Annotated in this window: 2 protein-coding genes; both read right to left on the bottom strand. The window is 71.9% G+C overall.

Annotated elements, in window-relative coordinates:
- Nucleotides 1-1,246: RNA polymerase sigma factor (locus tag A9X00_RS31735; RefSeq protein ID WP_067151741.1), on the bottom strand; the 1,246-nt coding region annotated here is incomplete at its 3' end.
- Nucleotides 1,247-1,406: 160 nt separating this feature from the next.
- A partial coding sequence (locus A9X00_RS31225) for a hypothetical protein (RefSeq protein ID WP_197515103.1) occupies nt 1,407-1,618 on the bottom strand: 212 nt, incomplete at its 5' end.

The raw sequence follows: 1,618 nt of genomic DNA, 5'->3' as shown, positions 1-1,618 counted from the left end.
GCGGGGGAGCCACCGGCGGCGGCGCGACCGGCGGCGCGACCACCGGCGGGGCGGGGGCGACCGGCGCCTGCACGGCTGGGGGCGAATAAATCGGCGCCGGAGGATTCGCCGGCGGCGCCGGCGGGATCTGGTTGGCGGCCGGCGGCGCGGGTGCCTTCATCATCGGCGCAGGCGCGAAGCGACTCAACTCTGTCGGCGTGATGGCCGTCTTGTGGTGGTACAGCAGGCTGTACATCAGCCCCAGCGCGAGGAAGAAGGTGCCCGCGAACAGCGCGATCCACGGGATCAACCTGCGCGCCCGGTGCGCTTGCGCGGTTTCGAGGTAGCTCCCGTCGTGCTGGTCCGCGGCGGCGGCCCAGGACGCCGCGGTCGGGGCGAAGGCGTCGTCCGACGAGCCGTGGCCGTCGCCGCTGCTGTCCCCGCCGAGGTCGCTGTCGGCGGAAGTCAGCCGAATCTGTCCCAGCGTTTGATCCCGCAACCAGCCCGGCGCGGGGATGAACACCGGCGCCGCACCGAGCAGCGCGACCGGGTTGACCAGGCGGCGGCGTTCTTCTTCGCAGACGGCACACGACTCGATGTGGCGGGTGATGCGTTTGCGCATGAGCACGCTGAAGCGCCCGTCCCAGCCCGCCAGGATGGTGCCCAGCTCGGCGCATTTGTCGGCGGTGTGCTGGGCGCGCCGGGCCACCAGCAGTGCACCCAACGACGATTCGATGGTGTTGCGCAGCCGCGACACCATTTTGTTGGCGGTGCCGGGGCTGACCTCCAACGCGTTGGCCAGCTCGGGCCCGTCCAGGCCGTGGCGGTAGGCCAGCTCCAGCACCGCGCGGTCCCGGTCGACCAGGCCGCCGGCGGCCTCGGCGACGAGGGCGGCCAGCTCGTTGCGCGCGGCCAGGGTGTCGGGTCCGGCATCATGTGATGCGGCCTCGGGCAGCTCGTCGGAGACCTGTTCGCGTCGGCGGTCCCGGATGCAGCGCAGCGCCTCGTTGCGGGCGATGGCGTACAGCCAGGGGCGGAGCCGTTCGGGGTCACGCAGCTTGGGCAGTTGGGTCGCGGCGGAACAGAAGACGTCCTGCACGCAGTCGGCGGCGGTGTCGCGATCGCGGACCATGCCGATGCAGAAGTCGTGCAGCCGGTCGGCGTAACGGTCGTAGATCATGGCAAAGGCGCGTCGATCACCCGTCGCCGCCGCGCGGGCCAGCTCCCCGTCGCTGACGATGTCAAAGTTGGATAGTGCGGTCGTCACATCGTCTCCCCAGCCGATGAGGCGTCGGCGCCCCTCGTGCGAGGACCGACGATGCGAATAAGTGTGCGCGCACTGCGGTGAAATAGCACGAGAAATTCCAGCTCCGTGCTCGGCGCATGAGAGGTCAGGATCGACACCAGCCTCGCGCGGGCCCGCGGCGTCACTTGCACACGCCCTGCACGAGGTGGTGCGGGGGCAGGCACAGCGCCGGTGGCGGCGGTGGCGGCGGCAGCTTCGGCGGCGCCGGGAGCTTCGGTGGCGCGGGCAGCGGCGGCAGCGAAGGCGGCGGCGGTAGCTGCGGCGGCGGAACCGGCGACCAGACGGGTGGCGGGGGAACCGGCACCCAGACGGGGGGCGCATTCACCACGACGA

It is taken from the genome of Mycobacterium sp. 1245805.9, assembly GCF_001672915.1.
Lineage (GTDB): Bacteria > Actinomycetota > Actinomycetes > Mycobacteriales > Mycobacteriaceae > Mycobacterium.
This window is presented reverse-complemented; position numbering and strand designations above follow the sequence as displayed.